We start from the raw sequence: 13,366 nt of genomic DNA, 5'->3' as shown, positions 1-13,366 counted from the left end.
TTCAGCGGGTCAGTGCAAGCGCGTCGTCGGCATCAACACGCCCCGGGCAAGCGCGCGCATCAGCGCCGCACCATTTTCGTGAGCGCGGCGATTTCATCGGCACACGCCGCGTAGGCACGCGCCTCGATCCCGCGATAGAGGCGGATGATCTCCTCGCCGACCGGCGTGAGCACGCTGCCGCCGCCGCTCTGCCCGCCATGCTCGGACACCGTCGCCGGCGATTTCAGCGAGCGGTTCAGCTCGTCCATCAGCAGCCACGCGCGCCGGTACGACATCTTCAGGCTGCGCGCCGCCGCCGAAATCGAACCGTGTTCGTGCACGGCTTCGAGCAGCGCGACCTTGCCCGGGCCGAGCGCGATCGTGTCGGCCTGCTGGATACGCATCCTGAATCGCACTTCAGGCTTGGAGTGTGCCGGTGTCTTCATGTTGTGCCGCCCTTTGAACGATGCGGGCAAGCATACACGATGGCCGATGCGGCGCATGCCGGCCGCCCGCGCGCCGGTTCAGACCTCGAGCACGCGGGCGACGATGCCGGCCAGCCGCTTCACGTGGCGCGGCGCGGGCAGGAGGTCGGCACCCGAGAACAGCAGCGGCGCGCCGTCGTCGATCGACAGCGGCGCGTCGCCGCATTCGAACGCGACGATCACGTGTTCGCCGACCGGCGTGTTGAACAGTTCATGCCAGGAAAACGTGACCGCGTAGCCGTCGTGCGCATGCGCGATGAACACCATGCGCTTGAAGTCGCCCGGCGTGTCGTTGCGCAGCCCGGCCGCGTCGAGCAGGTCCTTCAGCCGTGCGCCGCGATACGGTGCGACCGAGCGGATGAAGCGATTCGTCGTGAAGCAGCGCAGGTCGAACGGCTCGGCCGTCGCGCTCGCGTGCCGGCGCAGATCGCCGAGCGTCACCGTCATCGACCGCGCGAATGCGCCCGTCAGCGCGATCGAGCCTGCCGCCGCCTGTTGTGCCTGTTGCACCTGTTGCGCCGAAAGCGCCGCCGTCCCTGCCCTCTCCATCGCCCGCCTCCATGACGGCCTGCCGGTGGGCGGGCCTGCGTCGTATCGGCGGATATATTACGCCGGGAAAAAACCGGCCGGCGGAATGCGCGCCGCATGAGCGGCATAACGGCGGCCGATCGAGCCCAGCACTACGACAGCACGATGTTCTTGATGACCTTCTTCAGGCTCTTGAAACTGTCGACCGATTCCGCCTTTGCATCCGTCACCAGTGCGCCGATCCGCGCCGGCTCGCAGAAGCTGATCCGGCTGTTCGTGCCGAGCTTGCTGAAATCAGCCAGGATCGCGACGTCCGCCGCGTTGCTCACCATCGCGCGCGCCACTTCGGTTTCCATCCGGTCGTAGTTGGTCGCGCCGCGGACGGCATCGACGCCGACCGGCGACAGCAGCGCGAGATCGGCGCGATAGCGGAAGATCTCGGCGACCGTGCCGTCGCCGACGGTCGCGGCCGCGCGGGTGCCGATCATCCCGCCGAGCAGGATCGTCTCGTTCCTCGCCTGCCCCGGGTCGCTCGACCGCATCTTCAGCGCGACGTCGATCGAGTTCGTGACGATCGTGAGGCCCGACAGCTTCGCCAGTTCCTCGGCCAGCAGCGTCGTGGTCGTGCCCGCGTCGATGAACAGCGTCTGCGAGCCCGTGACCAGCCTGGCCGCCGCACGCGCGATCGCCAGCTTCGCCTTCACGTGGGTCTGCGCGCGTTCGGCGATCGGCGCTTCGTCGCCCACCTGCACCGCACCGCCGTGCACGCGCTTCAGTTCACCGAGCGCTTCGAGATCGACGAGATCGCGACGCACGGTTTCCCGCGACACGTTCAGGTCGGCCATGATCCGGTCGGTGGAAACCCGCTGCATCTTCGATAACAGAAGCCGGATTCTCTGGTATCGCTCTTCTTGCCACATGGAATGTCCTCGGAATGAACGTCAATGTTATTCGAACGGCGAACTACGCAGCGCTCTCCTCCAGTTTTTTGATGCCGACGAGGGTCTGCAGGGATTGACGCACCGCCTGGCACTCGCTGCTCGTCATCTTCGAAAACACCACGTGGATGCGGTCGTCGTCCGGCGCGGCATCGTCCTGTTCGATGATGAACCGGACGATGCGCGCCTGGTCGATGCCGGGCATCGCCTGCAGCGACGTCAGCTTCACGGCGCCGCGGCTCGCGAGGATACGCACGCCCCAGCGCTGCCGCGTCGCGAACAAGCGTTTCTCGATCGGCTTCAGGCCGGCCAGGATCGCGAGCACGATCGCCGTCGCGGCAATTGCGGCCACATACATCCCGCCGCCCACGGCCAGCCCGACCGCCGCCACGACCCACAGGCTCGCCGCGGTCGTCAGGCCGCGGATGATCTCGCCGCGCAGCATGATCGAACCGGCGCCGAGGAAGCCGATGCCCGACACCACCTGCGCGGCGACGCGCGACGGGTCCAGCGACACGTTTTTCGCGTTCTGGACGTCCGCGAAGCCGAACGCCGACACGACCATCACGAGCGCGGCGCCCACCGCCACCAGCATGTGGGTGCGCAATCCGGCCGCCCACGACAGGCGCTCGCGCTCGATGCCGACGAGGCTGCCCAGCAATGCCGCCAGCAACAGGCGGGACACGATTTCCAGCTGACTGATCATTCGAGATCTCCTTGCTTTGCCTGGTCCATCCGATGAAGCGCGGCCCGCATGGGGCCGCCGTCCGGTTCTTCCTGCCTGCCCCGCCCGTTGCCGCACCCGGCACCCGGCGAGTTGTATTTTTGTGCAATCTTGCGATTTTGTGCGTTCTAATATACGGTACGAAAAACTGCAAAGCCAGACCCAAGTTCGTTTGTTTCATCCGATCGGCACGATCAATCGTCAGACCATTCAGGCAACACGATCCGGAACACTTGCTTAGGAGACCAACATGATGAAGAAGGCATGGATGCTGGCCGCAACCCTGCTGGCGGCGCTGGCGACGGCCCCCGCTCACGCATCGGAAGGCGACGTCTGTAAAAAGGTGACGCTCGGCGACGTCGGCTGGAGCGACATCGCGGCCACCACCGGCGTCGCGATGATGCTGCTCGACGGGCTCGGCTACGAGGCGACCAAGACGATCGCGTCGCCGCCGATCGTGCTGGCCGGCGTGAAGAAGGCGCAGATCGACGCGTTCCTCGGCTACTGGGATCCGAGCATGACGCCGACGGTGAAGCCGTTCGTGGACGCCGGCGCCGTCCACCAGTTGCCGGAGCCCAACCTGGTCGGCGCGCGCTATACGCTCGCCGTGCCGCAATACGCATCCGACCAGGGGCTCAAGCGCTTCGCCGATATCGCCAGGTTCCGCGACCAGCTCGACGGCAAGATCTACGGGATCGGCGCCGGCAACAACGGCAACGCGCTGATCCAGCGAATGATCGACAAGAACGAGTTCGGGCTCGGCGGCTTCAAGCTGGTCGAATCGAGCGAGGCCGGCATGCTCGTGCAGGTGACGCGCGCCGTGCAGGAGCACCGGATGATCGTGTTCCTGGCCTGGGAGCCGCATCCGATGAACATCGACTACCGGATCACCTATCTCGACGGCGGCGACACCGTGTTCGGCCCGAACTACGGGTCGGCGAAGGTCTACACGCTCGTCACGCCGGGCTATCTTGAACGTTGCCCGAACGTCGGCCGGCTGCTGACCAACCTGAAGTTCACGACCGACGAAGAGAACCAGCTGATGGTGCCGATCATGAATCACGCGGACCCGGTCGCGGTGGCCAGGGAATGGGCGAAGAAGCATCCCGGCGTGCTGTCGAAGTGGCTCGACGGCGTGACGACCATCGACGGAAAGAATGCGAAGGATGCGATCGAGAAGCGGATCGGCGCGTAAGCCCGCAAGACAAGGAACCCGGCATGTACAAGAATCTCGCGCTGTTCGACCTCGACCACACGCTGCTGCCGCTCGACAGCGACCAGGCCTGGGCCCGCTTCATCTCGCGGGTCGGCTGGCGCGAGGACGACGCGCACGCCGCGCTGATCGACGAGCACTACGGTCATTACGCGGCCGGCACGCTCGACATGAACGCGTATCTCGCCGTGACGCTCGCGCCGCTCACCCGCTATCCGCGCAAGGTGCTCGAGCGCTGGCATGCGCGGTTCATGGACGAAGTGATCCGTCCGGCGATCACGCCGCAGGCGCGAGAGCTGGTCGGGCGGCATCGCGAAAACGGCGATCTCTGCTGCATCGTGACGGCGACCAACGTCTTCGTCACGCGGCCGATCGCGGCCGAATTCGGCATCGAGCATCTGCTCGGCATCGAACTCGATACCGACGACGGCACGCCGGACGGCGCGTTTACCGGCCGCAGCACCGGCGTGCCGAGCTTCCGCGAAGGAAAGATCGTGCGCACGACCGCGTGGCTGGAATCGCTCGGCTACGCGCCGTCGGATTTCGAGCGCACCTACTTCTACAGCGACTCGATCAACGACGTGCCGCTGCTGGATTACGTCACGCATCCGGTCGCCACCAATCCCGATTCGAGGCTTTTGCAGGTGGCAGGCACGCGCGGGTGGCCTGTCATGAAGTTGTTCTGATTCGGGCGATATTCTCTGCTGTCCATTTTCATGTCGGGAGGGGTAATGAAATACGGAACACGCAGCACCGGCCTCGATCATTCAGGAATCCGATTCGAGTCGAATAGAAAGCCTGTCGTCAGGTCGCGCCGTTCGGAAAGCCGCTTTCCGCACTGGCGCGGCGTTTTCATGATCGCGCTGCTGTGCACGCTGGCCGCTTGCGGCGATGGCGACTCGGGCACCGCGGCCAACGTGGCGGCCGCGCGCGCGGCCGCAACGGGTTCGGCATCCACGCCCGTCCTGCACTGCGCGAGCACGTGCCACTGACCGACGCTGGCCCCGGGGCCGGCCATCCACGACAGAGAGCGATCATGCAAAACAAACCCACGACACGACGTCAGTTCCTCGCCGATGCGTTGAAGCTCGCCGGCGCGACCGCGATCACGGGCATGCTGCCCGAAAGCATCGCGCGCGCCCAGGCCATTCCGGCAGCCACCGTCACCGGCACGATCCAGGACGTGAAGCACGTCGTGATCCTGATGCAGGAAAACCGTTCGTTCGACCACTACCTCGGCACGCTGGGCGGCGCACGCGGCTTCGGCGATCCTCGGCCGGTCGTGATCTCGAGCGGATATCCGGTGTGGCGCCAGCCCTGGCTGATGTCCTACGTGTTTCCGTTCAACCCGTCCCCTCCCTCCGGCACGGCGAACGGCGACACCTACTACGGCGACCTGGACCACAGCTGGAACGGCACGCACAGCGCCTGGAACAACGGCCGCTACGACAACTGGGCCGACGCGAAGACCAGCGGCACGATGTACTACTTCACGCAGAAGGACATCCCGTTCTACTACGCGCTGGCGAGCGCGTTCACGGTGTGCGACGCGTACCACTGCTCGATGCTCGGCCCGACGGACCCGAACCGCCTGTATCTGTGGACCGGGTGCTGCGGCAACGTCGCCGGTTACTCGCCGTACACGACGAACACGATGACGGGTACCGGCTGGACCACGATGCCGGAGCGCCTGAACACGGCCGGCGTGACGTGGAAGTTCTACCAGGACAAGGGCAACGGCCTGGATGCCGCGCATGGCTACGGCGAATACAACGGCGCCAAAAGCGATCTCTGGTGGAACGGCAATTACGGCGACAACGTCATCCTGAACTTCAGGCAATACCAGAACCTCGGTGCAGGCGATCCGCTCGCGCCGGCGCTCAACGGCACGCAGATCGACCCGTCAGGCGGCGGCAAGGAATACGACACGAACCTCTTCAGCCAGCTGCGGGCCGACGTCGCCAACGGCACGCTGCCGCAGGTATCGTGGATCGCCGCGCCCTACGCATACTGCGAGCACCCGTCGTGGGCCGCGAGCGGCGGCGAATGGTACGTCAGCAGCGTCCTCGATGCGCTGACGTCGAATCCGACGGTGTGGGCCAGCACGGTGCTGCTCGTCATGTACGACGAGAACGACGGGCTGTTCGATCACATGCCGCCGGCCGTCCCGGCCAGTTCCGCTGCCGGCACCGGCCGCTCCACGGTCTCGACGGCCGCCGAATTCGTCTCCGGCAGCGGCGCCGCATCGGACGGCTCGGCGAGCGGCGACGTGCCGATCGGGCTCGGCCCGCGCGTGCCGATGTTCGTGATCTCGCCGTGGTCGAAGGGCGGCAAGGTCAATTCGCAGGTCTTCGATCACACATCGGTGATCCGCTTTCTGGAAGCGCGCTTCGGGCTACAGGAGACCAACATCACGCCGTGGCGACGCACGGTCTGCGGCGACCTGACATCGGCCTTCGATTTCTCGAACGCCGACCAGACGGTTCCCGCGATCCAGCCGCCGGCAAGCAACATGAACCCGAACGGCTCGACCGTCCCGATCCCCTATCCGACCACCACCGCGGTGCCGGCGCAGACGGCCGGCCGCAGCACCGCCTGCCGCCTGCCCTACGAGTTCTTCGTGCAAGGCAAGGTCAACCGCGCCGGCAACGCGCTGTCGCTGACGATGACCAACACCGGCACCGCCGGCGTCCACCTGCAGGCGTGGGTCGACGGCACGAGCACGATCCCCCGGCATTACACGATCGCGGCCGGCGCGGGCCAGTGCGCGACCCTGTCGGATTCGCTCGCGCTGAATGCCGGCGGCAGCTACGACTATTCCGTCTACGGCCCGAACGGCTTCTTGCAGACGTTCCGCGGCAGCATCGGCTCGTCCGGCAACACGGGATCGACCGCCGAAGTCAGCCTGTGCTACGACGTGGCCAACGGCAACGTACAGATCACGCTCGACAACGCCGCCGGCTCGGTCGCGACGACGTTCCAGCTCACCGACAACGCGTACGGCATGAACACGCGGCAGTCGGTCACCGTTGCCGCCGGCGCGACGCAAGCCGTCACGTGGTACGGCGACGGCGGCTGGTACGACGCCAGCATCCGCGACGCGAACGATCCGAACTTCCTGCGCCGCGTAGCCGGCTGCGTGCAGGCGCAATCCGGCACCCTGCTCACGGATTCGGCGATCGGCAATACCGGCAAGAAGTTCGTTGCGTCGCTCGCGTCGCAGGGCTCGACGTTCGGCACGCTGCGGTTCGACTACGTCGCGCCGCCGTGGAGCCACAGCCCGAAGAACTGGGTGGGCATCTTCGCGCATGGCGCGCAGCCGACCAAGGGCAGCTACAAGTCGTGGGCATACCTGCCGAAAAGCACCGGCTCGCTGCTGTTCTCGTCCACGGCCAACAGCACGCTGGCGTCGGGGCAGTACGACGCGTGGTATCTGTTCGACGACGGCTACACGCCGCTCGCGGGGCCCGTCACGATCAACATCTGACGGCGGCCTGGCCGTGCCGTGCCGGCCGCCTGCGTGGGGCCGGCACGCATTCGGGCGCGACGTGCCGCGTTGCACCCGAATGCGTTTCCCTTCGCCCTGCCCGCGCGACGGGTGCATCGATCAGCCCGTAGAGCGTGACGCTGCTTTGCGCGTGCGCGGCGGCACCGAACATCCCGAGTGCGGCTGCGGCCGCGATGGTCTTGTTCATGTTCACTTCCTGTTGTGGTCGACGCGCGTCTGCGTCGCAGCGTGACGCGCGGCGTGTTGACGAATCACCGACTGATTGACGAACGCGAGCCACCGGATCGCCGCGCGCACATACGCCTCATGCGCACGCACGATGCTTCGCTTCGGTACCGGTATGGGCCTGCTGATGTGGCATGCCGCGAGCGGCCGCCTGTGTTGCAGCGCCGGCGAGCGTGCGCACCGATTGCGCATGCCGCGACGACGCGTTGCTCCGGCGATGCAGGTCAGCATCTCTTCCGGCTTTCGTGGAGCGGGTGGACGACGTAGCGCCTGACGACGCCACGCCCTTCGATATATTTTCCGGAATATATCGAGTCGTCACGAAACGGTAAACAACTATTCGGAATCCTGTCGTCTTTCCTCCGCAGGCGGCCGGCGGTCACCCGGATCGAAGTCGCGACGCACGACGGCCCGCATCGCGTCGATGCCGGCGATGGCCTCATCCCGAAATCCAGCATAATCAGGCGGTTGAAAGTGCGCGCTGGCTGGCGCGCGCATCCCGCACACGTTTGCGTCGCCATCCGGTTCACGGTTTGCCCGCGTTTTGCCGTCACGGGAGGAGCCAGTCTGTGCCGGTCTCGCGCGCGGCGAATTGTGCGGGCGCAAAAATCCGCAGCACGCGCACACTCGATGCGGCGCACCTCATGATGCCGGCGATCGCATCACCGACGACACCACGCCATCCCGCAGAAGACAGGACACCGACACATGGACCGAGCCGAACACATCAGCATCGAACAGACGAACGCGATTCCCGCCGACGAACTGGATCGATGCGACTTCTCGTTCGACATCGCGTGGGAATTGAACGCGCCGTATCAGGACTTGCTCGATCTGCGCGCGCTGCCGGCGCGCCGCAAGCACTACGGCTTCGATCCGGCCGGCTGGGCGGACGAGGCGACCGGCAAAACGGCACTCTTTCGCGCGACGGCCGGCGGCCGGCTCGCCGGGTTCGTGGCGATCAGCCAGAGCTGGAACGGGATGGCCGAGATCGCGGAGCTGGCCGTCGACCGCCGCAGCCGACGGCAAGGCATCGGACAGTTGCTGCTCGCGGCCGCAGAATCCTGGGCGCGCAGCCACGGATTCGGCTTCATGCGGCTGGAAACGCAGTCAAACAACGTCGCCGCGTGCAGCACCTATGCCCGCTCGGGCTTCGTGCTGGGCGGCCACGATCGCCTGCTGTACGCGGACGACGAGAACGACGGTGAAGTCGCACTGTTCTGGTACAAGGACCTGCGCGACGGGCAGACCGCACGGATCCGCACGGTCGACCCGGAATCGATGCGGCCGGCGCGCTGACGCACCGCCGAACGCGCATCACATCCGGATCATGCCCGCGTCGCCACGATGAACAGACGCGGGAACGGCAGCAGCACGGTGCCGTCGGCAAGCGCCTGATAGCCGCCCGGGCCCGCGATCGCGTCGCGATACCGCGCGAGAAACGCCGCGCGCTCGCCGTCGTCGAGCGCCGCGAGGAACGGCCGCAGCGCGCTCCCCTTGAACCACTCGACGACCGCATCGGCACCGCCGCGCAGCGGGTGGTAGTAGGTCGTGCGCCACACGTCCACGCGCGAGCACAGCGGCGACAGCAGCGTGTGGTAATGAAGTGCATCGAACCGCTCGGTGCGCGCCGCGCCTTTCAGCTTGTCCGCCCACGGCCCGGCCGCGGCGACCTCGCGCATCAGCCGATGCGCGGGTTCGTCGAGGTTGTCGGGCATCTGCACCGCCAGATGGCCACCCGGCGCGAGCCGGCCGACGAGCGCCGGAAACAGCGTGTCGTGCGCGGGCACCCATTGCAGCACCGCATTCGCGAGAATCAGGTCGTAGCCGCCGGGATCGTCCCAAGTGGAAATATCCACGACGTCGAAACGCAGGTCCGGCAGGCGCTTGCGCGCGGCGTCGATCATGTCCGCCGACGCATCGATTCCGTGGACCGTTGCGTCCGGCGCACGCGCGATCAGCGCCTCCGTCGAATTGCCGGGCCCGCAGCCGATGTCGATCGCGGTACGGATCGGCGTGTTCGGCACAGCGGCGAGCAGATCGCGGATCGGCCGCGTGCGTTCGTCCTCGAATTGCACGTACTGGGCCGCGTATCGATCGAGTGGGGTCGTCATGTCGTTCTCCTCCTGGTCGGCGTGGACGGCCGTGCCGCTGCCCGCGTGCGCGGTGCGGGGGCCGTCGATGCGAAGCATTCTGCGGTCGTCGTGAAGTTCAGTAAAATGAATTTAATATCGTGATTGATTCAAAATTCTGATGAAGATCGATACGCTCGGTGTCCAGGCTTTCGTCGCGATCGCCGACGGCGGCAGCTTCCGGCAGGCGGCCGATACGCTGCACGTCACGCAGACGGCCATCACGCAGCGGCTGCGCAAGCTCGAAACCTTTCTCGGCGTCGCGCTCGTCGAGCGCACCACGCGCCGCACCACCCTCACCGAAATCGGCCGGCGCTTCCTGCCGCAAGCGCGCCGGCTGCTGAACGAGCTGTCCGACGCGCTCACCGAAATTCGCGAAACCGGCCTGAGCCAGCGCGGCGACGTCACGATCGCGTGCGTGCCGACGGTCGGCGTGCAATACCTGCCCCGCATCCTGCGCGCATTCTCCGCGCACCGCCCGCACGATCGCGTGAAGATCCTCGATCACGCGTCGGCGTCGGTGCTGCAGGCCGTGCTGCATCGCGAGGCCGAGTTCGGCATCGGCATCGCCGGCGACCAGCATCCCGAACTGGTCAACGTCCCGCTGACGAGCGACCCGTATGTACTCGTGTGCCGCGACGATCATCCGCTCGCGAAGCGGCGGCGCATCCGCTGGGCCGCCCTGCAACCGCATCCGCTGATCTTCGCCGGCGAAGTGAGCGGCAATCGCGGGCTGCTCGACGGCGCGCTGAAGACGAGCGGCGTGTCGCTGCATTCGTTCTACGAAGTACAGCGCAGCTCGACGGCGCTCGGGCTCGTCGCGGAGGGGCTCGGCGCGGCGGTGGTGCCGAAGCTCGCGATCCAGAAGAACGCGTACCCGATGATCCGCACGATCGAACTCGTCGAGCCGGCGGTGTCGCGCACGCTCGTGCTCGTCACGCGCCGGAGCGCGCAACTGTCGCCGGCCGCCCGTGCGCTGTACGACATGATCGTCGAACAGGCGACACCCTCTCGATAGTGACAGTCGCGCGTCACGAAGGCCAAGCCTTCGGGTAGTATCGCGTCACGCGGTCGCGACGAACGGTGCCTACCCGGCGCCGCACGCGTCATGCCGCCGCTGCAACGGCCGTTCCTCACCACCCCTGCACGGAGCACCGCATGGCCTATCGCAACTACCACAAGCGCAAGATTGCAGACCGGGAACTCCATCCCGAAACCCAGATGATGTCGTACGGCTACGATCCGTTCCTGTCGGAAGGATCGGTGAAGCCGCCCGTGTTCCTCACGTCGACGTTCGCGTTCCGCACGGCCGAGGACGGCGCCGAATTCTTCGACGTCGTGGCCGGGCGCAAGCCTTCGCCCGAAGGCGAAGGCGCGGGCCTCGTCTACAGCCGTTTCAATCACCCGAACCTGGAGATCGTCGAGGATCGCCTCGCGCTGCTCGACGATTCCGAAGCCGCCGTCGTGACGTCGAGCGGCATGTCGGCAATCGCCGCGATCCTGCTGACGTTCCTGCGGCCGGGCGACTGCGTCGTCCAGTCCGTGCCGTTGTACGGCGGCACCGAAACGCTGATCTCGAAGTTCCTGCCCGAGTGGGGCATCCGCTCCGAAGTGATCGCCGACGGGCTGTCCACCAGCGCGATCCGCGCCGCGCTCGAAGCGGCCGCGCAAAAGGGCAACGTGCGGATGTGCTACATCGAGACGCCCGCCAACCCGACCAACGCGCTGTTCGACCTCGACGGGCTGCGCAGCGAGATCGATGCGTTCGAGGCGCGGCACGGCTATCGCCCGCTGTCGGTCTGCGACAACACGCTGCTCGGGCCGCTGTATCAGAAGCCGTCGCGGCAAGGCATCGACCTGAGCGTGTACTCGCTGACGAAATACATCGGCGGGCATAGCGACCTCGTCGCCGGCGGCGTGACGGGCACCCGCAGCCTGATCACGAAGATCCGCTCGGTCCGCAGCACGCTCGGCTCGCAGCTCGACCCGCATTCGTCGTGGATGATCACGCGCTCGATGGAAACGCTCGTACTGCGCATGCAGCAGGCCGCGCGCAGCGGCAGCGCCGTCGCCCGCTGGCTCGCCGGCAATCCGCATCGGCCGGTGCGCGTGCTGCATCCCGAACTCATCGACGATCCGGCCTACCAGGCCGTCTACCAACGCCAGTGCAGCGGGCCCGGCTCGACGTTCGCGTTCATCCTCGACGGCGGCCGCGAGCAGGCGTTCAGGTTCATCAACCACCTGACGCTGTTCAAGTCCGCGGTCAGTCTCGGCGGCACGGAGTCGCTGATCTGCCATCCGGCATCGACGACGCATTCGGGCGTGCCGGCCGAAGCGCGCGCAGCGGCCGGTGTGTCGGAAGGGTTGATTCGCGTGTCGGTCGGGCTCGAACATCCGGACGACCTGATCGCCGACCTGTCGTACGCGCTGGAGCGTTGCTGATCACACGCTCGTATCCGACGCGAAAAGCGACGGATATTTCAGAGGCCGGTTCGCCGATCCGGCCACTCACGCCAGCTACACGCGAAAGGTGATCGCCACGACAATCTGACCGCACGACGCGCGCCGGCCGAGCCGGTTTTCAAAGCACCTTCACCATGAACACACGCGACGTGCCTTCCGGTTCGCACGGCACTTCGCCGAATGCTTCGTAACCCTGCTTCCGGTAGAAATCCGGCGCCTGGAACGAGATCGTGTAGAGCACCGCCCGCGCGCATCCGCGTCGTTTCGCTTCCGCTTCGGCCTCGCGCAGCAGCCGGCTGCCGAACCCGCCGCCGCGCAGCGATTCGGGCAGGTAGAACAGATCGATGAAGAAGAGGCCGAGCGACGTGCGCCCCGTCAGGCCGCCCACGATCTCGCCCGTCGCGGGATCGGTCACGTACACGTCGAGCGTGGCCGCGTCGGCGCGCCCCGTCATCGCGTGGTTGAATTCGCCGAGCTTGCGGCTGATGAAATCGTGTACCGCCGGCTGTTCGGTGTCGGTCAGTCGCAGGGTAACGTCGGGAAGGGCTGTCATCGGCAGAGCGCGTCAGTGAATGGGCCGCCGGGTGTATCGCACCGTCGGCGGGCGTCGCACGACTATAGCGCGTCGGCCGCCGCGTGGCGACCGCGCGATATCGCGTGCGATGTGGCATTCCCACGCATTGTTCCGCCACTTCGGGAACCCGAAACCCGGCGCCGAAGGCACCGTTGCGAATCGCGGCGGCTGCGCCGCCTTGCACGTGGCGTCGCCACAGTCACCGTAACCGACCCGCTCGGTCATGAGCGCGCACACCGCACACGATCGCCCCGCTTCCCTCCCCGCGAGCAAGCGACCCACGCGAACGGCGGGCCCGTCATGCGCCCGCCGTCGCTTTCGTCGTGCCGTCACACCATCATGCCCGCGCTCACGCCACCGCGAACGCCGCCTTCATGTCGGCCACGCGGCGCCGTTCGCGCGCGATCATCATCCGGTTCACGACGATCACGCCGATCGTTACGGCCGTGATGAACAGCGTCGCCAGCGCATTCATCTCCGGGTTCAGCCCCAGCCGCACGCGCGAGAACACCACCAGCGGCAGCGTCGTCGACCCCGGCCCCGACAGGAACGCCGACAGCACCAGGTCGTCGATCGACAGCGTGAACGACAGCAGCC

The 13,366-nt window shown here is 66.7% G+C and carries 13 protein-coding genes and 2 pseudogenes; 6 read left to right on the top strand and 9 right to left on the bottom strand.

What is annotated here, in order from left to right; genetic code table 11:
- Positions 1–59 precede the first annotated feature (59 nt).
- The 4 genes from DPV79_RS26470 to DPV79_RS26455 all read right to left on the bottom strand — a co-directional run bounded on the left by DPV79_RS26470 (position 60) and on the right by DPV79_RS26455 (position 2,636).
- Complete coding sequence (locus DPV79_RS26470) at positions 60–383, bottom strand: winged helix-turn-helix domain-containing protein (RefSeq protein WP_021159959.1); 324 nt, start codon at positions 381–383, stop codon at positions 60–62.
- A gap of 120 nt (positions 384–503) precedes the next feature.
- Entirely contained in the window at positions 504–1,013 is a 510-nt protein-coding gene (locus tag DPV79_RS26465) for a molybdopterin-dependent oxidoreductase (RefSeq protein WP_113046853.1), read from the bottom strand.
- A 131-nt stretch (positions 1,014–1,144) separates the two neighbouring features.
- Positions 1,145–1,912 carry a DeoR/GlpR family DNA-binding transcription regulator gene (locus tag DPV79_RS26460; protein WP_027789869.1) on the bottom strand — a complete coding sequence of 256 codons (768 nt, stop codon included), beginning with the start codon at positions 1,910–1,912 and terminating at the stop codon, positions 1,145–1,147.
- A gap of 43 nt (positions 1,913–1,955) precedes the next feature.
- Positions 1,956–2,636 (bottom strand): MgtC/SapB family protein, encoded by a 681-nt coding sequence (locus DPV79_RS26455; protein ID WP_027789870.1) that lies wholly within the window; start codon positions 2,634–2,636, stop codon positions 1,956–1,958.
- 268 nt (positions 2,637–2,904) lie between these two features.
- Between DPV79_RS26455 and DPV79_RS26450 the strand changes: the two genes are divergently transcribed.
- Positions 2,905–3,849, top strand: coding sequence for a choline ABC transporter substrate-binding protein (locus tag DPV79_RS26450; protein WP_059556041.1), 945 nt, complete (start codon positions 2,905–2,907; stop codon positions 3,847–3,849).
- A 23-nt stretch (positions 3,850–3,872) separates the two neighbouring features.
- The gene (locus tag DPV79_RS26445) at positions 3,873–4,553 is read left to right on the top strand and encodes an HAD family hydrolase (RefSeq protein ID WP_021159955.1); all 681 of its coding nucleotides are present in this window, start codon (positions 3,873–3,875) and stop codon (positions 4,551–4,553) included.
- Between the two features lie 77 nt (positions 4,554–4,630).
- Here DPV79_RS26445 and DPV79_RS42790 read toward each other — a convergent pair whose 3' ends face one another.
- The gene (locus DPV79_RS42790) at positions 4,631–4,825 is read right to left on the bottom strand and encodes a hypothetical protein (protein ID WP_165843569.1); all 195 of its coding nucleotides are present in this window, start codon (positions 4,823–4,825) and stop codon (positions 4,631–4,633) included.
- 78 nt (positions 4,826–4,903) lie between these two features.
- On the opposite strand from DPV79_RS42790, the gene DPV79_RS26435 reads away from it, so the two are divergent.
- Positions 4,904–7,354: a phosphocholine-specific phospholipase C gene (locus tag DPV79_RS26435; protein ID WP_113046851.1), complete on the top strand. Its 2,451-nt coding sequence runs from the start codon at positions 4,904–4,906 to the stop codon at positions 7,352–7,354.
- A gap of 73 nt (positions 7,355–7,427) precedes the next feature.
- On the opposite strand, the pseudogene DPV79_RS43880 reads toward DPV79_RS26435, so the two are convergent.
- Positions 7,428–7,562: pseudogene (locus tag DPV79_RS43880) on the bottom strand (porin); the annotation flags it as partial.
- A 746-nt stretch (positions 7,563–8,308) separates the two neighbouring features.
- On the opposite strand from DPV79_RS43880, the gene DPV79_RS26420 reads away from it, so the two are divergent.
- A complete protein-coding gene (locus DPV79_RS26420) occupies positions 8,309–8,899 on the top strand; it encodes a GNAT family N-acetyltransferase (protein ID WP_060221286.1) in 591 nt (196 codons plus the stop codon).
- A gap of 29 nt (positions 8,900–8,928) precedes the next feature.
- Here the strand turns inward: DPV79_RS26420 and tam are convergent, their stop codons facing one another.
- Positions 8,929–9,714 carry a trans-aconitate 2-methyltransferase gene (gene tam, locus DPV79_RS26415; RefSeq protein WP_113046922.1) on the bottom strand — a complete coding sequence of 262 codons (786 nt, stop codon included), beginning with the start codon at positions 9,712–9,714 and terminating at the stop codon, positions 8,929–8,931.
- 139 nt (positions 9,715–9,853) lie between these two features.
- On the opposite strand from tam, the gene DPV79_RS26410 reads away from it, so the two are divergent.
- Together DPV79_RS26410 and DPV79_RS26405 are read left to right on the top strand one after the other, a co-directional pair.
- Positions 9,854–10,750, top strand: coding sequence for a LysR family transcriptional regulator (locus DPV79_RS26410; RefSeq protein WP_021159947.1), 897 nt, complete (start codon positions 9,854–9,856; stop codon positions 10,748–10,750).
- 140 nt (positions 10,751–10,890) lie between these two features.
- Positions 10,891–12,174 (top strand): cystathionine gamma-synthase family protein, encoded by a 1,284-nt coding sequence (locus DPV79_RS26405; protein WP_059654265.1) that lies wholly within the window; start codon positions 10,891–10,893, stop codon positions 12,172–12,174.
- Between the two features lie 139 nt (positions 12,175–12,313).
- On the opposite strand, the gene DPV79_RS26400 is transcribed toward DPV79_RS26405, so the two are convergent.
- Together DPV79_RS26400 and DPV79_RS26395 are read right to left on the bottom strand one after the other, a co-directional pair.
- Positions 12,314–12,748: a GNAT family N-acetyltransferase gene (locus DPV79_RS26400; protein ID WP_021159945.1), complete on the bottom strand. Its 435-nt coding sequence runs from the start codon at positions 12,746–12,748 to the stop codon at positions 12,314–12,316.
- A gap of 370 nt (positions 12,749–13,118) precedes the next feature.
- Positions 13,119–13,366, bottom strand: a pseudogene (locus DPV79_RS26395) (putrescine ABC transporter permease PotI); the annotation flags it as partial.

The sequence above is a fragment of the Burkholderia reimsis genome (assembly GCF_003294055.1).
GTDB lineage: Bacteria > Pseudomonadota > Gammaproteobacteria > Burkholderiales > Burkholderiaceae > Burkholderia > Burkholderia cepacia.
This window is presented reverse-complemented; position numbering and strand designations above follow the sequence as displayed.